The 22,587-nt window shown below is 58.2% G+C and carries 22 protein-coding genes; 11 read left to right on the forward strand and 11 right to left on the reverse strand.

The window, feature by feature from the left end; all coding sequences use genetic code 11:
• Positions 1–5: 5 nt before the first annotated feature.
• Entirely contained in the window at positions 6–1,079 is a 1,074-nt protein-coding gene (locus ACUY2T_RS08460; protein WP_293790243.1) for a PAC2 family protein, read from the reverse strand.
• A 208-nt stretch (positions 1,080–1,287) separates the two neighbouring features.
• On the opposite strand from ACUY2T_RS08460, the gene ACUY2T_RS08465 reads away from it, so the two are divergent.
• Entirely contained in the window at positions 1,288–2,745 is a 1,458-nt protein-coding gene (locus ACUY2T_RS08465; RefSeq protein ID WP_448308265.1) for a DUF4192 domain-containing protein, read from the forward strand.
• On the opposite strand, the gene galE is transcribed toward ACUY2T_RS08465, so the two are convergent.
• The 6 genes from galE to ACUY2T_RS08495 all read right to left on the reverse strand — a co-directional run bounded on the left by galE (position 2,702) and on the right by ACUY2T_RS08495 (position 8,484).
• On the reverse strand, positions 2,702–3,736 hold the full coding sequence (gene galE / locus ACUY2T_RS08470) for a UDP-glucose 4-epimerase GalE (RefSeq protein ID WP_448308266.1): 1,035 nt from the start codon (positions 3,734–3,736) through the stop codon (positions 2,702–2,704). The two genes, ACUY2T_RS08465 and galE, sit on opposite strands and share 44 nt — an antisense overlap.
• Before the next feature lie 14 nt (positions 3,737–3,750).
• Entirely contained in the window at positions 3,751–4,473 is a 723-nt protein-coding gene (locus tag ACUY2T_RS08475) for an iron dependent repressor, metal binding and dimerization domain protein (RefSeq protein ID WP_448308267.1), read from the reverse strand.
• 109 nt (positions 4,474–4,582) lie between these two features.
• Positions 4,583–5,617, reverse strand: a complete 1,035-nt coding sequence (locus tag ACUY2T_RS08480; protein WP_293790254.1) for a sigma-70 family RNA polymerase sigma factor — start codon at positions 5,615–5,617, stop codon at positions 4,583–4,585.
• Between the two features lie 231 nt (positions 5,618–5,848).
• A complete protein-coding gene (gene dtd, locus ACUY2T_RS08485) occupies positions 5,849–6,301 on the reverse strand; it encodes a D-aminoacyl-tRNA deacylase (protein ID WP_448308268.1) in 453 nt (150 codons plus the stop codon).
• A 65-nt stretch (positions 6,302–6,366) separates the two neighbouring features.
• Positions 6,367–8,001, reverse strand: a complete 1,635-nt coding sequence (locus ACUY2T_RS08490; RefSeq protein ID WP_448308269.1) for a DUF7782 domain-containing protein — start codon at positions 7,999–8,001, stop codon at positions 6,367–6,369.
• 12 nt (positions 8,002–8,013) lie between these two features.
• Positions 8,014–8,484 (reverse strand): DUF3099 domain-containing protein, encoded by a 471-nt coding sequence (locus ACUY2T_RS08495; RefSeq protein ID WP_448308270.1) that lies wholly within the window; start codon positions 8,482–8,484, stop codon positions 8,014–8,016.
• A gap of 59 nt (positions 8,485–8,543) precedes the next feature.
• Here ACUY2T_RS08495 and ACUY2T_RS08500 point away from each other — a divergent pair, with 59 nt between their 5' ends.
• The 3 genes from ACUY2T_RS08500 to ACUY2T_RS08510 all read left to right on the forward strand — a co-directional run bounded on the left by ACUY2T_RS08500 (position 8,544) and on the right by ACUY2T_RS08510 (position 10,968).
• The gene (locus ACUY2T_RS08500) at positions 8,544–8,786 is read left to right on the forward strand and encodes a DUF3039 domain-containing protein (protein WP_005295046.1); all 243 of its coding nucleotides are present in this window, start codon (positions 8,544–8,546) and stop codon (positions 8,784–8,786) included.
• On the forward strand, positions 8,783–10,501 hold the full coding sequence (locus tag ACUY2T_RS08505; protein WP_448308271.1) for a DEAD/DEAH box helicase: 1,719 nt from the start codon (positions 8,783–8,785) through the stop codon (positions 10,499–10,501). The genes ACUY2T_RS08500 and ACUY2T_RS08505 overlap by 4 nt, the downstream gene beginning before the upstream one ends.
• Positions 10,502–10,593: 92 nt before the next feature.
• On the forward strand, positions 10,594–10,968 hold the full coding sequence (locus tag ACUY2T_RS08510) for a DUF308 domain-containing protein (protein WP_448308272.1): 375 nt from the start codon (positions 10,594–10,596) through the stop codon (positions 10,966–10,968).
• 42 nt (positions 10,969–11,010) lie between these two features.
• On the opposite strand, the gene ACUY2T_RS08515 is transcribed toward ACUY2T_RS08510, so the two are convergent.
• Together ACUY2T_RS08515 and ppgK are read right to left on the reverse strand one after the other, a co-directional pair.
• Positions 11,011–12,717: an RNA polymerase sigma factor gene (locus tag ACUY2T_RS08515; protein ID WP_448308273.1), complete on the reverse strand. Its 1,707-nt coding sequence runs from the start codon at positions 12,715–12,717 to the stop codon at positions 11,011–11,013.
• A gap of 191 nt (positions 12,718–12,908) precedes the next feature.
• Complete coding sequence (gene ppgK, locus ACUY2T_RS08520) at positions 12,909–13,682, reverse strand: polyphosphate--glucose phosphotransferase (RefSeq protein WP_293790275.1); 774 nt, start codon at positions 13,680–13,682, stop codon at positions 12,909–12,911.
• Between the two features lie 62 nt (positions 13,683–13,744).
• Between ppgK and ACUY2T_RS08525 the strand changes: the two genes are divergently transcribed.
• Together ACUY2T_RS08525 and ACUY2T_RS08530 are read left to right on the forward strand one after the other, a co-directional pair.
• Positions 13,745–14,764 (forward strand): inositol monophosphatase family protein, encoded by a 1,020-nt coding sequence (locus tag ACUY2T_RS08525; RefSeq protein ID WP_448308274.1) that lies wholly within the window; start codon positions 13,745–13,747, stop codon positions 14,762–14,764.
• A 177-nt stretch (positions 14,765–14,941) separates the two neighbouring features.
• Positions 14,942–15,241: a DUF4193 domain-containing protein gene (locus ACUY2T_RS08530; RefSeq protein WP_293790281.1), complete on the forward strand. Its 300-nt coding sequence runs from the start codon at positions 14,942–14,944 to the stop codon at positions 15,239–15,241.
• Between the two features lie 60 nt (positions 15,242–15,301).
• Here the strand turns inward: ACUY2T_RS08530 and ACUY2T_RS08535 are convergent, their stop codons facing one another.
• Positions 15,302–15,787, reverse strand: coding sequence for a DUF3093 domain-containing protein (locus ACUY2T_RS08535; RefSeq protein ID WP_448308275.1), 486 nt, complete (start codon positions 15,785–15,787; stop codon positions 15,302–15,304).
• Positions 15,788–15,950: 163 nt separating this feature from the next.
• Between ACUY2T_RS08535 and dut the strand changes: the two genes are divergently transcribed.
• The 5 genes from dut (at position 15,951) to dxs (ending at position 21,270) form a co-directional block, all read left to right on the forward strand.
• Positions 15,951–16,385 carry a dUTP diphosphatase gene (gene dut, locus ACUY2T_RS08540; RefSeq protein ID WP_448308289.1) on the forward strand — a complete coding sequence of 145 codons (435 nt, stop codon included), beginning with the start codon at positions 15,951–15,953 and terminating at the stop codon, positions 16,383–16,385.
• A gap of 76 nt (positions 16,386–16,461) precedes the next feature.
• Entirely contained in the window at positions 16,462–17,193 is a 732-nt protein-coding gene (locus tag ACUY2T_RS08545; RefSeq protein WP_448308276.1) for a DUF3710 domain-containing protein, read from the forward strand.
• Positions 17,194–17,196: 3 nt separating this feature from the next.
• Positions 17,197–17,892, forward strand: a complete 696-nt coding sequence (locus ACUY2T_RS08550) for a DUF3159 domain-containing protein (protein ID WP_448308277.1) — start codon at positions 17,197–17,199, stop codon at positions 17,890–17,892.
• Entirely contained in the window at positions 17,879–19,222 is a 1,344-nt protein-coding gene (locus ACUY2T_RS08555; protein WP_448308278.1) for a class I SAM-dependent RNA methyltransferase, read from the forward strand. The genes ACUY2T_RS08550 and ACUY2T_RS08555 overlap by 14 nt, the downstream gene beginning before the upstream one ends.
• Positions 19,223–19,359: 137 nt before the next feature.
• Positions 19,360–21,270, forward strand: coding sequence for a 1-deoxy-D-xylulose-5-phosphate synthase (dxs, locus tag ACUY2T_RS08560; protein WP_448308279.1), 1,911 nt, complete (start codon positions 19,360–19,362; stop codon positions 21,268–21,270).
• Here dxs and ACUY2T_RS08565 read toward each other — a convergent pair.
• Positions 21,252–22,541 carry a ribonuclease D gene (locus ACUY2T_RS08565; protein WP_448308280.1) on the reverse strand — a complete coding sequence of 430 codons (1,290 nt, stop codon included), beginning with the start codon at positions 22,539–22,541 and terminating at the stop codon, positions 21,252–21,254. The genes dxs and ACUY2T_RS08565 overlap by 19 nt on opposite strands.
• Positions 22,542–22,587: the final 46 nt, after the last annotated feature.

Genomic DNA, 22,587 nt, shown 5'->3' on the forward strand with positions numbered 1-22,587 from the left:
GTGTTTTATTTGTCCTCTTGCTCGGTATCGGTTGGATCGTCGGCATTATCGGAGCCATCTGACATGTTCTGCAAGAATGCTTCGAACTCTGCGCCCAGCTCTTCGCCGGTTGGGATGTCCTGTCCCGGTTGCAGCAGGTTGTTCTCCCGCTTACGACGCATTCGTTCCATCTCGGCATCGTACTGGTGCTCCAATGCACTGACGACAGTAGCGATCTCCTGGGACTCCTCAACCTGGTCTTGCAGCTGGCGCTGTACGCGTTCCAACTCCTTTTCCAGAGCTTTAAGGGGCAGCTCGCGGTCTGCGACTTCGCTGAATGCCTCCAATAGGCGCAAGGTCGCCTCCGGGTAGTCGGAGGCCGCGATGTAGTGCGGCACATGGGCGGTAAAGCCAACCGTTTCGAACCCGTGGCGGTTTAACTTCTTTTCCGTTTCCAAAGCCGCGGCGCCGGGAACGATCATTCGCGAATCCCACGTGTGGTAGTCCTTGATCAGCGAAGATTCCGAGGCATGCGCAGAAATCACCAAACGGCGAGTGTGCGGCACCGTCATCGGCGCCGAGTACAGAGAGGCGACCATGCCGACCTGACCACGCCGGGCGAGATCCACCACAGCGTCGCTAAAGGCTCCCCACTTAAGGTCTGGCTCCAAGCCACTTAGCAGCAGGAAGGGGCGTCCCTGGGTGTCCTTTACCAGGTGTAGATCCAGGCGAATATCATCCGTATCCACAACCTTGGAGTTCTCGATGGTCACACCGGGGCGTCGCGAACGATAATCGATCAACTCATCGACCTTGAACGACGCAACCGGGCTATGCTCCAAGGCAGCCAGGATATGAGAGCTGGCGTTTGAGACAGCTTGTCCGGCATCCGCGTAGCCTTGCAATGCCACCAACATTGGCAGCTCCTCAGCACCCTCAGCACCCTCAGCATCGCTCAACCCCATGGGCTCGTCGGCAATCGAGGGGCGATCGAACTGGATCGGAGCCGGGTACTCCAGCTCGTACATCCGGCCGCCTAGCTGCCGCTCACGCCGCTCGCCATTGCCACGATGGTCGTTGTTGTCGAAGTGCTCATGCATAGTTTCGCTCTCCCTTCCGGCGGAACCTGTGTCCAACCAAGCACCGTCTGCCTAGCCTATCAGCCACTTCGGACAAGCCAGGTTGAGACGGCGCCATTTCTGGGACCCATATTCACAGTTTCAAGTTATCCACAGACCCCTGGGGCTTCGCCGCACCGTATGGGATTCGTCGCCGCGAAAAAACTTTGGTTCGGCAACGATCTGTGGCATGAGGAACTCACCAGAACACAACGAAAAGAAACCCCAGTCTATTCCCGCAGATTCCGCACTTAGTGCACCTACTACGCGCCCGCCATCCGTTCATTTGGGAGCAGACAAAGGCAAGCTGATCGCTGCCATTCCCTCCCTTCTTGGATTCCCACCCGTGGACTCGCTGGTCATCATCGGCCTAGTCGCTTCCACCGAGCACACCAGTTCCGCACCGCTGCCCGCGCATCACCGGCGCTTTCGAATCGGTCCGGTCCTACGATGCGACTTGCACCCAGCGGCTATTGACGAGGCAGTGCGGGGGATTACCAAGATTCTTTGCAACGCCCCAGCGGCGGAGGCAATCATTCTCACTATCGGCGACATGGATGAAGATCTGCGTGCCTGTGTGGCTTCTGCCGTCAGCCAACTGGAGGATGCATGTGTCGATGTTCAATCGGCCCTAGAAGTCGAAAGCATCACGACGGGAATGCCTTGGATCGACGTATTGGACGGCGAGACGGGCACGGTAGACAGCGTGGAGTCCAATGAGCTGGCCGATATCAGTGCGCTGAGTGGGGCTCGCCGTATGGGTAACCGGGAGGAAATGGAGCGCTGGCTGGATCCTGCCAACCTGAGCGAGCCGGAATGGATGCTCCAGGAACGTGCGGAGGCCACCACAGTCGATCTGATCCAAGTCCTGATTGGTATAGCCGCCGTAGCGGAGGGAACAAGGGTGTTGGAAGAGGAATGTGAAAACGAATACCTCATCGACAGCCTTGCCGCGATTTGCAGTGACGAGTTCCTTCATACGGTCGTTATTGCCTGGTCTTTGGGCACGAACAGCGCGATTCTACGCGAGATGCTTGCCAGTGCTGCGCGTCGAACGACGGGGTCGGTACGTCGACGGGTGATGTTGATCCTGGCACTGGTGGCGTCGGCTAACGACGAAGGAGTCCTGGCGTATCACACACTTACGCGACTGTTGGAGGAACTTGAAGCCGATCTATACACCGAGGATGCATGTGCGCGGCTCGATAGTATCGAGCGTGCTCAGGGGATAGGCACGGAGGATATGGAAGGCACAGAAGATCAGGTTGCGGAGGCAACGCTGGAGGAAATGCTTTCCGATATGGAGAAAATGGATGATTCTGCGGTCGAGCCGCAGCTGAGTGCATTCGATGAGTTCACTGCTGACATTGCGGTTACGGCGTTGGACGCCCATCAAAAAGGAAAGATCAAATTGCTTTTGGCTAAAGCAGTGCAATCCGCCTGCACCGTTATGGCAAATGTGCAGATGGATCTGGATGCCGCAGAAGACCCCACGGAGGAGGACAGGCTGCCGGAGCGAACCTATGTCACAGTCCGGGAATATGCGGGGCTCGATATCGCATGGGAGTACGAGCGACTCATGCAGATTGTGGACTGGGACGCAGTTAACGCTGTGCGGAATGCAACCTATCACCCAGTTGTCCGCTAAAGGCCCATGCGTCGGAGATAATGGTGTGCAAATCGGAGCGGGTGGGGTTCCATCCGAGCTCAGACTTAGCCTTCGCCGACGAAGCGATCAGAGTTGCAGGGTCGCCCGCGCGACGTGGCGATTCGATCGCGGGAATTGGGTGGCCGGTGACCTCGCGGCAGGTGTCGATGACTTGACGCACGCTAAAACCATCGCCGGAGCCGAGATTAAAGATGCGATGCTTGCCCGCAGTGTTCGACGCAGCGGCCAGCAGGTGGGCATCCGCCAGATCTCGAATATGGATGTAATCGCGGACGGCAGTGCCATCGGCAGTGGGGTAGTCAGTGCCGAAAATCGAGATGTGCTCTCGATGACCAAGGGCAACTTGTAGCACCAAGGGAATGAGGTGAGTTTCGACCTTGTGGTTTTCACCAATATTTCCGTGTGCGCCAGCGACGTTGAAGTATCGCAGGGAGGTAGCGGCCAGTCCATAGGCATTGGCGTACGAGGTGATCATGTGATCAATCGCCAGCTTGGAGGCGCCATAGGGGTTCGTCGGTGCCGTCGGCATGTCTTCAGTGATTGGAACCTGCTCTGGTTCGCCGTAGGTCGCAGCAGTGGAGGAGAACACGAGGTTATCTACCCCGTGCTCGCGCATCTGATCCAGGAGGTACAGACTGGTACCTACATTGTGGTGCCAGTAGATATCGGGATTCTCTACGGATTCGCCGACAAGCGAACGGGCGGCAAAGTGCATGACGGCTGCGACGTCGCCAGCGGCAAAGACATCGGAGATGACATCGCGGATGTCCCCCTCAATAAAGGTCGCGCCTTCTGGTACTGCATAACCATTGCCGGTTGATAAATCGTCCACCACCGTCACGCGGAAACCGTGTTCGAGAAGTACGCTGGCACAGACGCTACCGACATAGCCGGCGCCGCCAGTCACGACGATGTGGGCGGAAGGGGATAGGGCAGAGGAAGATAGATCGATGCTTGTCACAGCCCCCACGCTACCCCACGTCCTTAGTTGAGCTTTTCTACGCGTACGGCGTGGCCAAGCTCCTCCGGAACAACCATGGTGCCGTTGTCGTTGCCGAACTCCAAGCCGTCCTCGGTGGCCACCAGCGTTACGACGCTGCCTGGGCGCATGTCCAACGCGTGGAACTTCGCCATGAGCTTGTGCTCCACCTGCACGATTTCGTTGATACTGAGGATCTTTACCTCGATCGGCTCCGGCGATTCGATATCAGAGGCGCGCTGTGAGGAACCTGTCTGCAGAGAATAAATCTTTTCCTTCAGCTCCGTGCGCTCAGCCTCCGGCACGCTTTCTACCAACTCCTCCAGTCCCGGAATCGGATTGCCAAATGGGGAGGTGGCATATTCGCTGAGTACCTTTACCAGCTGAACCTCAACCTCGTCGCCCATGACGTGTTCCCAGCGACAGGCTTCGTCGTGAACCTTTTCCCAGGGAAGACCGATGACGTCGGTGAGCAAGCGCTCGGCCAGGCGGTGCTTGCGCATGACCGCGGTGGCTAAAGCTCGGCCTTGAGGACTGAGTTTAAGAGAACGATCCTTCTCAACCGTAAGTAGTTCGTCGCGCTCCATACGCGCAACGGTCTGGCTCACCGTAGGGCCGGACTGATCCAGTCTTTCTGCGATGCGGGCGCGGAGCGGCAGAATGCCTTCTTCTTCCAACTCATAAATCGTTCGGAGATACATCTCAGTGGTATCGACGAGATCCCTCACGTGCGCTACGCCCTTTCTTTGTTCATTGACTTGAAACGATTATAGCCCCGTCCGCAAAAGGAACGGGGCGGAAGCTTAAGTACTGATGCTATTTAGGGATGATGAGTCTCTAAACAGCGTATTCACGCAGCTTGTTGGCTCGGTCACCCTCGCGGAGCTTGGCCATAACCTCACGCTCGATTTGGCGGACGCGTTCGCGGGAAAGCCCGAAGCGGCGACCAATCTGATCCAGCGTGCGCGGCATGCCATCATCCAGGCCATAGCGCAGCTTGATGACGTCCTGCTCGCGCTCCTCCAGGGTGCCCAACACAGCGCGGACATCGGAGTGGCGCAGGGATGCAACCACAGCGGTTTCCGCATCCGTTGCCTCGGAGTCCTCGATAAAGTCGCCCAGCGGGGCTTCTTCGTCGCTACCGACGGGCATATCCAGGCTCACCGGATCGCGGGACTGCTTGAGCAGCATTTCGATCTTCGATTCCTCGATTCCGGATTCCTCAGCCAGCTCCTCGTTCGTCGCTTCGCGCCCAAGCTGCTGGTACATCTCGCGCTTGATACGGGAAAGCTTGTTCACCTGCTCTACCAGGTGGACGGGAAGGCGAATGGTGCGGGATTGGTCGGCCATGCCACGGGTAATGGCTTGGCGAATCCACCAAGTTGCATAGGTGGAGAATTTAAAGCCCTTGGTGTAATCGAACTTTTCCATTGCGCGGATCAAGCCCAGGTTGCCTTCTTGGATCAGGTCCAGCAGAGGCATGCCACGGCCGGTGTAGCGCTTCGCCAGCGATACAACGAGGCGCAGGTTGGCCTCCAGCAGGTGGCTCCGGGCTGCCTTGCCTTCACGTGCCAGTACCTTAAGATCGCGCTTCTTCGCACGGGTCAGCTTCTCTGCGGTGGCTAGAAGGTGCTCCGAGTACAGCCCGACTTCGATTCGCTTGGAGAGTTCTACCTCGTCCTCTGCAGTAAGCAGGGCGGTCTTACCGATGCCGTTGAGGTAGACGCGAACCAGATCTGCCGACGGGTTCTCGTTGTTTCCGCGGCGCCGCCCCTTGTCTTCTTTCTTATCGCTATCGTCGGCCGAATTGCCGGTACCCTCTTGACCGTGGCTGATGCCGTTGTATTCGTCATCAATCATGGAGTTACTCATAGTGCTGGTGTGCCTCCCATGGCTCGATAGCGTTCAAGCGCTTCAAGAATTTTCTCGTTGTGTGCCGAAGCTCTACGGGGTCAACGAATCTCTTGGAAGAATTGTTCCCCACCGAACCTGAAGAAGGAACTTGGTTCACCCCCGCACAGGGGTTAGCTATTTTTCTCTCTGTCGCGACTCTGCAGAGGGGAAGAGCTTTACCTGCAGTTTTTGTTGAACAAGCTCTCGTTCTTAGGTCTCCACAAGCACTGTGAATGGTCCCTCATTGACGCTGGCGACTTCCATCATGGCGCCGAATCGTCCTGTTTCTACAACTATGCCGCGCTCTCGGAGCAATTCTGCAATACGTTCGTACACCGGTTCGGCAGTTTCTCCCGGAGCCGCGTTAACCCACGAGGGACGTCGTCCCTTTTTCGTCTCGCCCATGAGTGTGAACTGACTTACCAACAGAACTTGCCCGTTTACTTCTTCTACGGAGTGATTGCGTGGACTATCCCATGGTTGCCCCGACGCGGGGAGCAAACGCAGTTCCGCAATTTTCCGCGCCATTTTCTCTGCGGCTTCGGGTTCATCGTTTACACCGACTCCCACGAGCGCTAAGAGTGCGGGTCCGGTTACTTCTCCCACCACTTCGTCTGCAACCGACACTGTGGCACTGCTGACGGTGCTAATCACTGCCTTCACTGGTTTTTCCTCATTCGTTTTCCCTTACTGGGTTGTCTTCATTGGTTTTCTCTAATCGCGCTGGCCTACATTTCGCCCTCGTACACCTCGCGCAGGTCTCGCGGCACAATCATCCCGTGCCTCACCAGAGCCACAGCTAGAGGAACAAGCTGATCTACAAGCTCTGCGGCATCCATTCCCAGATCTTCTCCATTAATTGCGTGGTAGAGCTCCGCTACGTCACGCAAGCAAAGTCCGTCCCAGCTAAGACCAGCCAGAATTGCCGCTAATGTCGCATCGATTTCGTGGGTCCAACCCGGCCCATCGGTCCGTGTCAACTGTATTGTTTCTTCGCCGAACCCCTGGTCGGTGGAAGTGGCGGCTTTTTCTAGGATGACGCCGTGTCGCAGTCGGTAGTGCGCATCCGCAATGGCTTCGGCGGCCGGGCGGCCGGGAACCTCCAGCTCCTCGAGCCAGCGGCAGCGTGCGAACCATTCGCCGACCTCTTGTCCCAAGAAGGCTCCATCGGGCAGGGCGTGTTCGAAAGTTTCGACTGTGAGCTCGGTGGCACCATCGATCTTCTCGATATGAATCCACCCGAGCCCGATCTGCGTGACATCGTGGTGATCGAAGAACTCGAGCCATTCTGTCGCCCGCTGCTGACCGCTGTCGCTGCGTGGGTCGATGCTCTCGTCGCGCAACCAGGTGGTGACATAGGTGGCCACATCCACCACATCACGCTGAAGAACCCATGCACGAGCTCCTTCGTCCGGCAACCAGCTCAAGATTCGTTCGGCGGCGGAATCCGCCGTACCTTCGCCGAGTGCCCAGCCGATTAACAGGTGCGCATGCCCTCCCGGTGCTAAGTGTTCAACGGCTTGTTGAACCACCAGCTTGCTGGCTGCGTCCAAGGGCAGACCGGAATCGCGATATACGTGCCCCTCGCGGGCATCGAGGTCGATGGAGGGGCCGATGACGAACGGCGGATTGGAGACGATCACGTCGAAAAGCTCGCTGGCGAAGGGATCAAACCAGGAGCCCTGAACCCACTTGACCTTAGGCGATTCCAATCCTTGCGCAGCGGCGGCAACTTGTGCATAGGCCAGCGCACGACTGTGAATGTCACTGCCGAAAAGTGTTGCCTCGCTGTTGGCTGCCAATAGCAACGCCAAGACTCCCGACCCAGTACCCAGGTCAAGAACTCGGGCGTTCGCTGACAGGCGGGGAATGGAATTCAGTAGGGATAGGGGTGCGTTTCCTATACCGGGAACGTGTTCCGGTCCGGGGATGCGCGGCTCCAGGGAAGCATCCGGGTCGGAGAGAACCAGCACCTCCGCGTTCCCATGCGCGGGGTGGTGGATCGGGCGGATGTCGAGGTTGAGCTGCAGCGTTTCATGTGAACCTTCTGACGGGATAAGAGCCTGTTCTGCTACGAGCTCGGAGGTGGACTCAGTCCCGACGAGAGATTGGAAGAAGGCGGCGGGCTGGGGGCGTCGTAAATAAACAGCGGCGACGAGCTGTGATGCCATAGAGTCCCGGCTCGTCAGGTGCCATTGAGCGGCTGCGGGAGAGCCGGATTGGGCGGCGGCGATACCTTCGACGCCGAGAGCCTCCATAATCAGCGATGAACCATAGCCTTGCGCGACGAGGGTACGGACGAGGTGCTCGGTGGCAACGCCAGGGGTGCAGAACGGACGGCCGGGCGGGGTAGAGGTAGGCATGTCGGTTCCTTGTTAGTCGGAGTGCTGATCGTTGTCGGTGCTGTCAGGCTGAGTGGGGGTGATGTCGATAACCTGCGGAGTGGATGCCCCGGGAGAATCTGACTCGAGCATCGGGCGAGATGTCTCGCCCGCAAGCGCGGCCCGTTCGGCACGGCGTTGTTCGCGGACGAGAGCAGGTTTGTACACCTTATTTGTGGTCTCATCGACCTGCCCGGTCTCGTTGGCAAGCAACACGGCTACCCACGGTAGCGGGAGGCTAATCAAAGCGATGCACACTGACAATGCTGCGTTGTGGGTAATGAGCATAACTACAGCGGCAAGGGCGAGGAGCGGGATGCGCAGCAGCTGCAGCACGGTGTACACCTTGCGGCGATGGTGCCAGCCTTGCAGTGGGGAGCTTTTTGCATCAGTGATGATCTCCACTTGCGAGGCGCGCTTGGCACGGGATTCACCTCCCGTTTTCCTTTTTCGTGCATCAGCCATAGAGCCAACGCTAGTACGCAGCTGGAAAACAGGCAGATTCAGGGGCATGATGGTGAACTGTGAGTAACCCAAGTACGACAACGATTGAGCGCCCAGAAGTCAATACGGACACGACGACGGACGATGATGTTCCGAAGTTCTTCCACTATGTGAAGAAGGATCAGATCGTCGAATCCGCTGTGATGGGCAAGCTTGTCGTGGCTCTCTGTGGGGAGACTTTCCCCGTACGCAAGCAGGCCAAGCCGGGGTCGCCCGTCTGCCCGGATTGTGAGCAGATCTACAAGGGGCTGCGCAAGAAGTGAAGCACCTCCGCCTATGGCAGCAGGAGGCACTGAACAAGTACGTCGAGGCCAGTCCGAAGGACTTCCTGGCTGTGGCGACGCCAGGCGCAGGAAAGACAACCTTCGCCCTGACGATCGCACGGCTGCTCTTGGATACCCGCGCGGTGGATCGCCTCATCATCGTTGTGCCCACCGAGCACCTAAAGGTGCAGTGGGCTCAGTCCGCAGCCGGACAGGGGATTGCGCTCGACGCAGAGTTCACAAACTCCTCGCCATTCAATAATTCCTACGACGGCGTGTGCGTAACCTACGCGCAGGTCGGTATGAAGCCGACTAAGCACTACCAGGTGGCCACGGCGAAGAAGACGCTGGTGATTCTGGATGAGATTCACCACGCAGGCGACGCAAAGAGCTGGGGCGATGGTGTGCGCATGGCCTATGAGCACGTCGAACGCCGCCTGGCGCTTACGGGTACGCCATTCCGTTCTGATGATTCGCAGATCCCCTTCGTGCGCTACGAGGCTGTAGACGGTGCTGAGGGAGCACTCGTCTCGTCCGCCGACTACACCTATGGATACGCGGATGCGCTGAAGGATGGTGTGGTTCGCCCGGTGGTTTTCTTGGCGTATTCGGGCCAAGCCCGGTGGCGCAACTCTGCCGGAGAGGAATTTGAGGCTCGCTTGGGCGAACCTCTTAACGCAGAACAAACCGCCAGGGCTTGGCGTACCGCGCTCGACCCGAAGGGCGATTGGATCCCAGCGGTGCTCAAAGCCGCACAGACGCGATTGCATCAGCTGCGTGAAACGACACCGGATGCAGGTGGTCTGGTGATCGCAACCGATAAAACGACGGCACGTGCCTACGCGCGCATCCTGGAAAGAATCAGTAACACTCCCGTTACCGTCGTGCTGTCCGATGAGGCCGGAGCCTCGGAGCGCATTAAAGAATTCTCCGCCAGTAGCGACGAGTGGATGGTGGCCGTGCGCATGGTGTCTGAGGGCGTGGACGTACCCCGCTTGGCTGTGGGCGTGTACGCCACATCATCCTCCACACCACTGTTCTTTGCGCAGGCCATCGGCCGTTTCGTGCGCTCGCGGCGCCCGGGGGAGTCGGCGTCAATCTTCCTCCCCAGTGTGTCTGTCCTCCTCGAGTTGGCCTCGAAGATGGAGCAACAACGCAACCACGTCCTCGGTAAACCCGACCGCCCAAATGAGGGCTGGGATGACGAGCTGTTGCGTCAGGCCAACAAGGAACAGAATGAAGTGGAGGACGACAAGGGGTATGAGTCTGTCGGTGCAGAGGCAGAACTCGACAGTCTGATTTTCGATGGCTCGACCTACGGTACGTCCACATTGAGCGGGTCCGAAGAAGAGCAGGCATACCTTGGCTTACCGGGGCTACTTGACGCCGACCAGATGCGTACGCTCCTGCGTCAAAGGCAAGCCGAGCAATTGGATGCGCGGGCGAAGCAGGAAGAGCAACGCCGTAAGAAGGAACAGCAGGCCACTGCCCCGGAGGGCAGCGGCGCGGATTTGCGCAATAAGCGCGTAGCCAGCGAAGAGATTCCAGCGCTGCGTAAAGAACTGAATGCGCTGGTGTCCATGAAATCAGCGCGGACGGGCAAGCCCCATGGGCAGATTCACAATGATGCGCGGCGGAACTGCGGCGGGCCGGCTACCGCGCTGTGTACAGCGCAACAGCTGCGGGATCGCATTGCCTATTTGAGAGACTGGTAAGCATGGAGCGGTGGGGTAATATACACCGCGACATGAGCATTGGGAGTGCACGTAGCTACAGTGCACACAGGATGAGGGAAGGCGGGCACACCGTGGCTCGAGAAGACTACACCGATCTGGATAAGTCGAACGCAGAGGAAACTGAGCTTCAAAAGGTTGCGCCCCGCAAGGTCAGCGGTTTGAGCATGGCTGCCCTAATCGTCGGAATCCTGGCCATTCCAGCGGCAATGTTCCCCTTGATTGGTCTGGTCGTCGCTGCGATTTCCATCATCGTAGGAATTTTTTCCGTCCTGAATGCGAATCGGAAGGGGACACAGCGTAGCTATGCGATTATTGGATTGGTTCTGGGGGTCGTCGCGATGGCGGTGGCAATTTTCTTCACCCAAGCGGCAATGCAGAGCGTAAAGGGGTGCGAGGATCTGCGCGGCACGGAGTTCCAGGACTGCGTGCAGAAAAACCAAAAATAGCCCGAAGCCTTCTTGGCCTCGGGCTATTCGTTTTCTTGGGGGCTAATCCAGGTAGTCGCGCAGCACCTGAGAGCGCGACGGGTGGCGTAGCTTGGACATCGTCTTCGACTCGATCTGGCGGATGCGTTCACGGGTCACACCATAAACCTGGCCAATCTCGTCTAAGGTGCGGGGCATTCCGTCGGTAAGGCCGAAGCGAAGCTTCACCACGCCAGCCTCGCGCTCCGACAGTGTGTGCAGAACATCTTGCAGCTGATCCTGCAGCAGAGTGAACGAGACCGCATCGACGGCAACGACGGCCTCGGAATCCTCGATAAAGTCGCCCAGCTGGGAATCTCCCTCATCGCCGATCGTCTGATCCAGCGAAATCGGCTCACGGGCGTACTGCTGGATTTCCAGTACCTTGTCGACGGTGATGTCCATCTCGCGTGCGAGCTCCTCCGGGGTGGGTTCGCGTCCTAGATCCTGCAGAAGCTCGCGCTGGATACGTCCCAGCTTGTTGATGACCTCCACCATGTGTACCGGAATGCGGATGGTACGAGCCTGGTCGGCCATTGCGCGGGTGATGGCCTGGCGGATCCACCACGTAGCGTAGGTGGAGAACTTGTAGCCCTTTACATAGTCGAACTTCTCCACCGCACGGATGAGACCCAAGTTGCCTTCCTGAATAAGGTCGAGGAAGGCCATGCCGCGTCCGGTATAGCGTTTCGCCAGCGACACCACTAGTCGCAGGTTTGCTTCCAGCAGGTGGTTCTTTGCGCGGCGCCCATCGCGCTCGATTTCGCGCAGGTCGCGACGGTTCATCGGGGAAAGTTTCTCGCCCGATTCCTTGATCTCCTGCAGACGATACGCCGCGTACAAGCCCGCCTCAATGCGCTTAGCCAGCGATACCTCCTGCTCAGCGTTGAGCAGTGCGACCTTACCGATTTGCTTGAGATACGCGCGAACGGAGTCGGCAGATGCCGTCAGCTCTGCGTCCTTGCGCGCCTGACGCAACGCTGCGGACTCGTCTTCGTCCCACACGAAGCTACCGTCGTTCTTATCGGTACCGTCTTCGTCGTCGTCCGAGTCATCGTCGTCATCGTCCTCGAGATCATCTTCGAGGTCGTCGTCTAGATCATCGTCATCGTCATCGTCGAGGTCATCCAGATCGTCTAGATCATCCAGGTCATCGTCCTCGTCAAGATCATCCAGATCGTCGAGATTGTCCGGTTCGCTGTCGAACTCGTCTGGCTCGTCGGGAGTCTCCTGAGCATTCTGGTCCGCTGAGGTTGCATCGACAGCAGCCTCATCAACCTCAAGCAGTTCCTCGGCTGCCTTTGCTGCCTTGGTGCCCCGCTTTGCAGTGGTCTTCTTAGCGCTGGTCTTCTTCGTGGTTTTGCGAGCTGCCTTTTTGGCAGTCTTCTTAGCTGTCTTGCGCGCCGTCTTATTGGCAGCCTTCTTGGCGGTCTTCTTCGCTGCCTTCTTCACCGGGGTGGACGCCTGCTCCTCCGGCTCAGCAGCAGTGTCAGAGACGTTGACGGCAACAACCTGCTTCGGAGCGGTCTTCTTTGCAGCAGTCTTTTTAGCGGCGGTTTTCTTTGCCGCGGTCTTCTTCGCCGTGGTCTTGCGAGCGGTTGCCTTCTTGGCAGTCGCCGACTTCTTTGCCACCTTTCGGGCAGTCTTCTTCGCTGCCGTCTTTTTAGCAACCTTTCGGACAACACCCTGGGCGTTGTCGTCGCTGGTGGTGGTCGAGTCGTTCGCTGCCACTGAAGCCCTTTCGCTCGTATCGCATGGTGCAACAAAATAGCCACATGACGTGGCCACATTCCGAAAAGGAATTGGATCGCACCGGGTTGCGTTAAGCCCGCAACCGTTGGTCTTTGGGGTTAGTCAAACCCTTTACGTGGGAATCGACCGCCCATTATAACTCAAAACGAAATGCGGTGTGGTTTGGATCCCTAGGGTTTGATGCCGTCGCGCACAGCCATAGCGGCTCCAATGATGCCCGCTTGATTGCGAAGCTTCGCCGGAATGACTTCCTGTTCCACGGTCAAAAGCGGTACCCACTTGTCGGCCTTGCGGGAGATGCCGCCACCCACGATGTATCGCTGCGGGCTAAATAGGGCGCTGTAGGCATGCAGTACCTCGTCCACGCGTGCCGCCCACTTCTTATAGGACAGCTCTTCGCGATCCTTTGCAGCGGAGCTGGCATACCGCTCCACGTCACCGTTTTCGTCGTGAGGCAGGTGCCCCAGCTCCGAGTTGGGGAATAGATGACCATCGCATAGCAGTGCCGAGCCAATCCCGGTGCCAAAAGTTAGCATCAGAACGGAACCCTGTTTCGCACTCGGATCGCCATACTCAACCTCGGCCAGGCCTGCCGCGTCGGCGTCATTCAATACGGCAATTTCGCGCTCGCCGAGATGGCGCTTGAACAGTTCCTGCATATCAGTGTCGATCCAGGACTTGTCGATATTAGCTGCAGTCCGCGCCTTCTGGTTCTTAACAACCGCGGGGACGGTCACTCCGACAGGACCATCCCACTCGGCCATTTCCATCAGTTTGCGTACGACCTCGGCGACCGCATCCGGGGTCGATGGCTTTGGAGTGAGGATCTTGAAGCGTTCTGTCACCAGCTCGCCAGTGTCAAGGTTAACGACTGCTCCCTTAACTCCGGAGCCGCCGATATCCACGCCAAAACTTAGGTTCTGTGCTGCTTTGTCCTCAGTCATGAACACAACCCTACCTTGACGCTGTGCGGTTTAGCTTGCCGAAAAGTGGCACAGTGGAGGGCATGCAAACTACGGTTAATCCACATGCAGGTAAGACGGCCCAGGCCGTCTCGGAGGTTTTTAACTCCCACTCGGGAAGCTCTGCGCTTTCCAAGCCGGTGCTACTGCGAGTGTTCGATGAGGCCTCGACAGCGGGGGAGGACGGGGCGTCACAAAGTAAAGAAAGGTTAACTCCTAAAGACCTGGAGGCCATCGCACTTGTGGTGGGGCGTGAGGCTGCGGGTTTAGTTCGACGCCGCCGTGGCGAACTAGCCGATGATCACGGGCACATTGGCGTGCTGGCGACGAAGACCTCCGAAGTAGATCCGGTAACGGAGGTGGATGAGGCTAGCGAGAGGCTGATTTCCCAACGACTTTTAGAGCACGTGCCGGGGTCGCGGATTCTTGGCGAAGAAGGTGGGTTCAGTGGGGTGTCCGATGAGCTAAGCTCCAGCGATGAAGTGCTGTGGATTGTTGATCCCATCGATGGCACCGTGAACTTCCTCTATGGAGTACCGGCCTATGCAGTCAGTATTGCCGCTGTAATAAACGGTGAGCCGGTGGCGGCTGTGGTCGTGGACGTAGCGGCACACGTTGCTTATGCGGCACATGCGGGCGGTGATGCACGGCGCCTAAGCTACGACGACCACGGGAAATTGGCGCAGGTCGAAACTTTGAGGGTCGTGCCTGAAGACAGCGATGAGGCATTGCACAAGGCTCTGGTAGCCACTGGATTTTCGTACGTGGCGGAGGATCGTCGTAGCCAAGCCGAGCGCCTAGTAAGGCTCTTGCCGAAGGTACGGGACATCCGGCGGATCGGGTCGGCAGCATTGGATCTCTGCCGGGTGGCAAGTGGAGAAGTGGATGCGTATTTTGAGCATGGTTTGGGGCCCTGGGATCATGCTGCGGGGTGTTTGATTGCCGCTCGCGCGGGGGCAGTTTCTGTAGCTCCTGACTATGACGTAATGAAGGAAGAAAAAGCCCTGGTCATGGCGGCGAAACCGGGGATTGCAGTAGAGCTTGCTCGGCTGCTTGGAGAATAGGTGCGGGGGGAGGTCAAATACCCCAAAAGGTAGCCATTGCGCGCGTGAAGGTGACAAGTGGCACACATGTGCTCTACGATCCGCGACAGCGAGACGTATTTAAGTGAATTTTAGCTAGTGGTTCGGCAGGGCTGCTGGCTCGAAGCGACTGCACAAGATCGACACGAAGGACCCCACATGGCGACTGACTACGACGCACCACGCCGACGCTCCGAGGACGACATCGAAACCGACTCCCTAGAGGGACTAAAGGCAGCGGAGAAGGCTGAGCCGGCTGTTTCCGATACGGACGATGGAGAGATCGTCGAGCCTTTTGACGTACCTATGGCGGATCTGTCGGGCGAAGAGCTCTCCGGTTCGGTAATCCCACGCCAGAGCGATGAGTTCACGTGCAGCGTCTGTTTCTTGGTGCAGCACCGCAGCTGCATCGGTGAGACCGTCGGTGACGGCGAGTACATCTGCAAGGATTGCGCATAAGTGGGCTTAATCGAGCCCAGAGGTTAAAAAGACTGTAACGTCTTACAAGGCTTCATTGTCTTAGTAGATTGGGCGACCGAGCTTTTCCAGAACCTCTTGCGGTTCCTTGGTGGAAATGAGCCAGTAGGGGGTGGGGTCGTCCGGATCATCGAGGACGAGCATCGCCATTGTGGGGATCCAACCCTTATGAACAACATAGGCAGCAGGGTCGAGCTGACGACCCATAGCGGCGCGCTTGGCGGTCGGGGGGATTACTAGGCTGCGGCTTACGACGTGAGCGGGAAGCTTTGCCGGCCCCACGTGGAGCCACCGTTCACCAGAACTATCCTCCGTAACTTCTACCTTGGTTCGGGAGAAGTAGATCAACGCCCACACTGCCAATGAGCCGGCGATAGCGAGGGCTACAAACGATGCCCACATCGGTCGGCCCATCTGCGCCTGCCACGAAATAATGGCTACCACTCCGGCGGCAAATAGCCACCAGACGAGGGGGACTCGCTGATGCTCCGTGTACAGCAGCTTTTCCTGCTGAGTGCCCGATGCCAATTCAAAACTCCTGTTTGCGTGTCTGCTTTGAGTGCTGCCTAGCAATTCTAGCCCTTGGCGGTTCGCACATCGTAACTTCGCCCGTGGACTTGTAGTCTTGGTGACCGTGACCCCTAATCAGACAGCAACAAATAACACTGATTCTTTTGGCAATGACTCCCCGCTGCGTATCGTTCGCCTGGACAAGGATCTGCCCTTGCCACGCCGTGCTCACCCAACGGATGCAGGCATTGATCTCTTTACGACCACGGATGTGACCATCGCTCCAGGCAATCGAGAATTGGTTGGCACTGGCATCGCCATCGCACTTCCCGTGGGAACCGTGGGGTTAGTACACCCACGCAGCGGATTGGCGCTGAAGAAGGGGCTTTCCATTGTGAATGCGCCAGGCACAATTGATGCTGACTATCGCGGAGAAATCAAGGTGTGCTTGATTAACCTGGATCCCGAGCAGCCGATCGAACTGACCCGTGGAGAAAGGATTGCGCAGCTGCTGGTGCAGGAAGTGAGCTTGTGTGAGGTCGAAGAGGTTGCCAGCGTAGAAGAGTTGGGAGCAACCGTCCGGGGAGAATCCGGTTACGGCTCGACTGGCGTGTAATCCAGCTGGACAGAGCAGTTCAGAAGACATAGCTCAGAAGACATAGGGTAGAAGATAAAAAAGACGGAGTTTGAGGATGTTTGGGCGCAAGAAGAACACAAGCAATACCAATAAGGATGCCCGTGATGCCGCGAAGGCTGCAGCGGAAGTACAAGAGCAGCCGACCGTGGCGAGCCAGGCGAATTCAGCCGACAATGACTTTGGTCCCTTTGATGGGGATACGGTGAATTCCCAAGACTTCGACTTCTCCGATTTCGCCAGAGGCTTCCTAAAACTGGGCTCCATGCGGGTTCCAGTACCCCACGGCGGCCATGTGAGTGTGGAAATGGGGCCGGAGGGGCCCCAGATGATCCACCTAGAGGTCGAAGGCGGTCGCTTCACCCCAGTGGCCTTTGCCGCCCCACGTAGCGGCAACCTGTGGGAAGAGTCCGTCGACGAAACCGTAGCGGGCATGACGAAGGATGGGCTCGAAGTCCACCTGGAAGACGGACCGTGGGGGCCGGAGATCTGCGCGGTCGCTGGTGAGGGCCAAATGCGTGTAATCGGTGTGAACGGTCCCCGCTGGATGTTCCGCGTCACTCTTGCGGGAGAGAAATCCCGCGCGGATGAGATTGCCAGGATCGGCCGGGAGATCATCGCTCGCAGCTTTATTTACCGCGGGAACGATCCGATCCCAGCTGGCCAGCCACTGCCTGTGCAGATGCCGCCGGAAATGTATGAGGAACTGCAGGAGCAACTGCAGCGCATGGCCGCCGAACAGAATGGCATACCGGAAAACAATCCGCAGGCGCCCGGCGAGAACCAGTAGAAAATGGCAGAAGTTAGCAAACAAGCTTCTCAAGGTAAGCCGGATGAGCAAGATACCTTGCTGGAGCAAATGGGAGGCCTCTCTGGCCTTGTCTCCTCGACCCTTCCCGTATTGGTTCTTGTACCAGTCAATAGCCAATGGGGGTTGACCCCCGCCCTCATCTCGGCTCTCGGAGTCGCGGTGCTCATTTTTGTATGGCGGTTGATCCGCAAGGAGAATCTGCAGCCTGCAATTTCTGGATTCCTGGGTGTAGCGCTATGCGCTGCCATCGCGTGGTTCATGGGAGACGCAAAGGGGTATTTCGCCTATGGAATCTGGTACTCCCTGGTGGCAGGCATCGCCTTCGTGATCTCAATCTTCGTCCGATGGCCACTTGTGGGTACAATTTGGCGCGGAATTAACGGGGATGACCACCGCTGGCGAACCAACCGACGGGCCGTGCGCGCATTCAACGTAGCAACAATTGCGTGGGCGCTGGTTTTCTTCGCTCGCTTTGGCGTGCAGCAATGGCTCTATGCCGCAGATAAGACTGACGCTTTGGGTTATACCCGAATTGCTATGGGTTGGCCTTTAACACTGGTCGTCGTTGCCGTGACCATCTGGGCTGTAAAGGCCGCGAATGAGGCCGAGGGGCGCCACTTGGAAAAGCAAGACATATCTGAAACTGGCGAAGAAGTTGGAGCCGATGAGCGTCACTAACAAAGAAGAAGTAGTGATGGACCTGGCCGGTCCAGCCAACGGCGGCACCGTGATCGGTCGGATGGACGGGCAGGTTGTGTTCGTACGAGGCGCGCTGCCCGGCGAAAAAGAGGTAACAGTAGAGCTGGATCCGGCGCGGAACACTAAAGCGAAGAAGGGATTCCGCAGCGGGGTGGCAACGAACATAGGCCAGCCTAACCCTCACCGAATAGCGCCGTTGTGTCCGGCAGCCAAGGTTGGCGCAGGATGCTGCAACCTGGACTTTGTCGACGCTGCTGGTTCGTTGCATTATAAAAAGCAAGTGGTGATGGATCAGCTGTCGCGCGTAGGAAAAATCAGCGCGGAGGCTCTGGAGAAGATCACTGTGACCGCCGAAAGCCTCCATCCTTTCGCAGGCTCTCGTACGCGAGTCCGGCTGGCGGTTGATGGCGAAGGGAAAGTTGGACAGCGTTCCCGGGGGTCCCACAATGTCGTGCCAGTGAACAACGAATGTGCCCAATGGAGCGCGGAGCTGAAGAACGGTCTGGCAGCAGATATTGAGCAGCTCAGGGAAGCGGGTTTGCTCACTCCACACTCGGAGATTGCCGTTGCTGTCGGCGACGATGGCGCGCGGCACATGGTGCAGTTGCAAGGCTCGCCAGCTAATCAGCGAGTGGCGGCCTTTGGAGACGAGGTACCTACGGTTACCCGCACCGTGCATTACGGGGCGGGGCTTGACCGGGAGTTCGATGTGCAATGGGAAAGCCAGGTACAAGACTTCTGGCAGGCTCACAGCGCGGCTCCGCAGTTCTATTCCTCGTGGATTGCGCGGCATATTCCACCGGTAGCGCAAGGAGAGAAGCTGCAGGGGGAGAGGGGCAAGCGAACTGTCGCTTGGGATCTCTACGGCGGCGCGGGCGTGTTCAGTGCTGCGCTTTCTCGCAAGGTCGATCATGTGGTGTGCGTGGACGTCGCGGGTAGCGCCAGCGAGTCGGGTAAGAAAGCACTTGCCACGGCCGGTATCGGCAATGTCGAATTCATTAGTGGCGATGTATCACGGCAAGTGCTGAGCCTGCCGCGGAGTGATGACGTACACGCTGTAGTACTTGACCCTCCGCGCACCGGTGCGGGAACGCAGACGGTTGCAGATATCGCAAAGGCTCGACCGCGGCACGTTGTGCACGTAGGGTGCGATCCTGCCACCGCCGCCCGCGATCTTGGGGCGTGGATCCGCAACGGCTATGAGATCAAGGAGTTGTGCGTAGTGGATGCCTTTGGGCTGAACCATCACGTTGAACTTCTTGCACACCTCGTTCCCGTACGTGGGTCACGCCGTGAGCGACGTAGCTGAGAACGCAACGAGCGACGTAGTGGACAACACGCAGGAACGTAACCCCGAAGGGGATTGTTTTAATTCGCTCACGCGCCGTTAGAATGGACTGAAAATACCATTCGGCGCGAGCATAGGACGGAGAAGAGTAGCTTCACATGGGAATTCTCGACAAGGTGTCCTCGCCCGCAGACCTTAAAGGCTTGGACGCGAACCAGCTAGAACAGTTGGCTTCGGAGATCCGCGAGTTTCTTGTCCAAAAGGTCTCCGCCACGGGTGGCCATCTAGGTCCGAACCTAGGTGTGGTGGAGCTGACTATCGCGATGCACCGGGTTTTTGACTCACCGTCGGATCCACTGATCTTTGACACTGGCCACCAGTCCTACGTGCATAAGATCCTCACTGGCCGTCGCGATCTCTTCGATACGCTGCGCCAAAAGGATGGACTGTCTGGCTACCCAGATCGGGCGGAGTCGCCCCATGACTGGACCGAATCCTCTCACGCTTCGGCCTCGTTGTCCTACGCCGATGGCTTGGCTAAGGCCTTCGAACTCACTGGACAGGTTCACCGGCATGTCGTCGCTCTCGTTGGCGATGGTGCTCTGACCGGTGGTATGACGTGGGAGGCGCTGAATAACATCGCAGCAGCCAAGAAGCGCAGCCTGGTGATCGTTGTCAATGACAACGGCCGTTCTTATTCGCCAACCATTGGTGGCCTTGCCGAAAACTTGGCGGCGCTGCGCCTGCAGCCAATGTATGACCGGGTTATGGATACCGGAAAGAACGCGCTGGGGCGCATGGGCTGGGTCGGTGATCGTGCGTTCCAGGTGATTCATGGCTTCAAGGAAGGCGTGAAGCACACCGTCATTCCGCACGAGATGTTCCCCGAACTCGGCTTGAAGTACATCGGTCCGGTGGATGGCCACGACCTAAACCAGGTGGAAAACGCGCTGCGCTATGCCAAGGACTATGGTGGGCCAGTCATTGTCCACACGGTCACTCAAAAGGGCAAGGGCTTCGACCCTGCCGAGCAGGACGAAGCCGACCAGATGCACTCCACCGGCGTGATCGATCCGATCACCGGTGAGTCCATGGCTAAGAAGACCGAGGGTGCGATCAGCTGGACCAAGGTGTTCTCCAACCACTTGATAGACATCGCCAACGAGCGCGAGGACATTGTCGCCATTACCGCCGCGATGGCTGGCCCCACTGGCTTGGCCGATTTCGCGAAGGTTCACCCCAGTCGTACCTATGACGTCGGAATTGCCGAACAACACGCAGTGACTTCCGCTGCCGGTTTGGCTCTCGGTGGTTTGCACCCGGTGGTCGCGGTCTACTCGACATTTCTTAACCGAGCATTCGACCAGCTCTTGATGGACGTTGCACTGTTGAAGCTGGGTGTGACTTTGGTTCTCGACCGTGCCGGCATTACGGGTTCCGATGGCGCCAGTCACAACGGCATGTGGGATCTTTCCATCACCGGCATCGTCCCTGGTATCCATGTTGCCGCCCCGCGCGATGCGCACACCCTCGAACGTGCACTCGATCGCGCAGTCGCCATCGACGATGCGCCGACGGTGGTGCGCTTTCCTAAGGGCAATGCCCCGGCAGATGTCCCAGCCATCCGCGAGGAAGCTGACTACGATGTGCTCTTTGAACAGGAGGGGGATGGTTCCGGAAGCGGTGAGGCTGCTCGCCGCAAGATACTCATCGTCTCTTTCGGAGCGTTGACGCAGCAGGCGCTGGGTGCTGCACAGGCTCTGTGCGACGCCGACTTCTCCGCTACCGTAGTAGACCCGCACTGGGTATTTCCCACCGCAGATAGCCTGCTGGAATTGGCTCGCGGTTACGACTTGGTAGTGACGATCGAGGACAACGGCGTGCACGGTGGTGCTGGCAGCCAGCTACACTACGACCTCTCTCAGGCAGGAATCGATGTGCCGGTCCGAAACCTCGGCGTACCGCAAGAGTTCCTGGCGCACGCTTCGCGTGGTGAAGTTCTAGAAGAGCTCGGCTTGGATGTAGACACGGTCGTAAAGACCGTCGTTGGCTACGCCGAGAAGCTATAGGAGCGGGCAAAGACATCGGCAACAGCCGGGACAGCTGCGTCGAGGAGAAGCTCCACTTGCCAAGGACGCAGGCCGAGGCCTGCCCACGAGTCGCCTAGGAGTTCTTCCCAACAGGCGATCGGGTCGGCTGCATTGGGGTATTCGCCAGAGTCCTCGAATAACCAGCAAGCCCAGGCTGCCTTGCGTAGATTTTTCCGCGTCGCGATCGTGTCTAGACGGATCTCAAGTGCGTCGGCGAGATCGAGGGCTGTGTTGAGGATCGCATCGGCGTAGGCCGCAGCGCGCGGAAACTCCTCTGGCCATAGCTTGTGGTCCGGGATCCGGGGGCCACAGTACTGCGGAGCACGGTATTGCTCCATTTCGAGGTCGGAGGGGGCGGAGCTGAGGGCGTCAGAAAAAGCTTCGATGAAGTGCTTATGGGTACGGGAAGGCAGGTGCGCGCGAGAGCGGCGCAGGGACATCTTCAGCTCCCGCAGGGCAGCGGCGCGATTGTCCTCGGCGCCTCCGGCGATAGATATGAGATCGCGACTGCGCAGAATCGATTCGGGGGAAATATCGCGCTGACGAGCGATCTGGTCACGCTTTTCCCACAGGTCGTGGGCGAGTTTGCGGGCGCTCGTCCGACGCACTGAATTCAGGCCTTTGAGACCGGTCCAATCATTGTATGCAAGGGGTGTGGCGGTTGCCAGAATGTGGGCGCATTCCTGGGTGTACCAGTCGATGCGACCTGCATCGGCAACGTCGTTCAATGCGGTTTCCGATAGTTCCACAAGCCATTCGACGTCCAGGGCCGCATAGTTCAACATGGCGGGGGACAGTGGACGACGCGACCAGTCGGCGTTTCCTTTGTCCTTTGGAACCACAATGTCGAAGTAATCCTCCAACATTGCAGAGAGGCCGATACGTTTTTTGCCTAGGATCTGGGCTGCGACTTGCGTGTCGTGGATAGCCGGTGGGGTCCAGCCGAGAGCCAGGAGACAAGGCAGATCGGTGTGCGCGGCGTGGAGCACCCACTCAGACTGGTTAACTACTTGCGACAAACGGCGCGTGGCAGAGGGCTCAGCCTCGGGGTCGATGAGGAAGGTTTCTGTACCTCGGCGCCGCAGCTGAATCACAAATGCGCGGTCATCATAGCGAAATGCTGATGCGCGTTCAGTGTCGATGGCGATGGGGCCGGTGCCCGCAGCCAGTGCGCGACCCGCCGCAGCTATGTGCTCTGGGGAGTCCAAGAGCACTGGGGTACCGGCGGCGGGAACGGACACAAAACTCACAGCAACAACGATACGTCAATAGCAATAAGTCGTTGCCTTAAAAGGC

The organism is Corynebacterium sp. 22-2729 (assembly GCF_053479475.1).

Coding starts and splice junctions, on each gene's coding strand:
- ACUY2T_RS08530 (WP_293790281.1), top strand. CDS start 14,942: ATGGCGACTGACTACGACGCACCACGCCGACGCTCCGAGGACGACATC.
- ppgK (WP_293790275.1), bottom strand. CDS start 13,682: ATGACTGAGGACAAAGCAGCACAGAACCTAAGTTTTGGCGTGGATATC.
- ACUY2T_RS08490 (WP_448308269.1), bottom strand. CDS start 8,001: ATGCCTACCTCTACCCCGCCCGGCCGTCCGTTCTGCACCCCTGGCGTT.
- ACUY2T_RS08555 (WP_448308278.1), top strand. CDS start 17,879: ATGAGCGTCACTAACAAAGAAGAAGTAGTGATGGACCTGGCCGGTCCA.
- ACUY2T_RS08525 (WP_448308274.1), top strand. CDS start 13,745: ATGCAAACTACGGTTAATCCACATGCAGGTAAGACGGCCCAGGCCGTC.
- ACUY2T_RS08465 (WP_448308265.1), top strand. CDS start 1,288: ATGAGGAACTCACCAGAACACAACGAAAAGAAACCCCAGTCTATTCCC.
- ACUY2T_RS08545 (WP_448308276.1), top strand. CDS start 16,462: ATGTTTGGGCGCAAGAAGAACACAAGCAATACCAATAAGGATGCCCGT.
- ACUY2T_RS08460 (WP_293790243.1), bottom strand. CDS start 1,079: ATGCATGAGCACTTCGACAACAACGACCATCGTGGCAATGGCGAGCGG.
- dxs (WP_448308279.1), top strand. CDS start 19,360: ATGGGAATTCTCGACAAGGTGTCCTCGCCCGCAGACCTTAAAGGCTTG.
- ACUY2T_RS08480 (WP_293790254.1), bottom strand. CDS start 5,617: ATGAGTAACTCCATGATTGATGACGAATACAACGGCATCAGCCACGGT.
- ACUY2T_RS08495 (WP_448308270.1), bottom strand. CDS start 8,484: ATGGCTGATGCACGAAAAAGGAAAACGGGAGGTGAATCCCGTGCCAAG.
- ACUY2T_RS08550 (WP_448308277.1), top strand. CDS start 17,197: ATGGCAGAAGTTAGCAAACAAGCTTCTCAAGGTAAGCCGGATGAGCAA.